A 464-nucleotide genomic window follows, 5' to 3' on the forward strand; every position below is an offset into this window, starting at 1 on the left:
GTGGCTGGGTTTGGCGGCGTTGGCCGGCAGTTTTGCCTATGCTTGGCACAGCGTTAATTTTCAGACTCGAAATGCGGTCAGAAAAATCATCATTGACCGCCAATACCGTGCGACAGTTTACTTGAATGGCGAAAAAGAGGGTAGAAGCGCGGTTTTGCAAGACAGCAGTATGTTGACGGTTTACGCTTTGTTTGTGCAATGGAATGTTGATGGAAAAATGGTCAAACACTGCATCTTGCCCGATATGGCCGACCGCGATGCCTACCGCCGTCTGAAAGTATGGGCACGCTGGTGTCGGGAAAAAGAAGACAAAGCAGAACTTGCGGCAGATATGGATTAAACGGCTGTTTCAGACGGCCTTTTGAAGCGATAAATACAATGAAAACATTACAAGACTGGCTTTCTCATTTGGAGACTGCCCATAGTTCCGGCCTTATCGATATGGGCTTGGAACGTGTGGGAGA

1 protein-coding gene is annotated in these 464 nt (G+C 48.3%); it reads left to right on the forward strand.

The genetic code is table 11. From position 1 onward, the window contains the following. A partial coding sequence (locus ACTHUM_RS19395) for a protein YgfX (RefSeq protein ID WP_440403926.1) occupies window positions 1-340 on the forward strand: 340 nt, incomplete at its 5' end. Window positions 341-464: the final 124 nt, after the last annotated feature.

The organism is Neisseria sp. P0021.S006 (assembly GCF_051956895.1).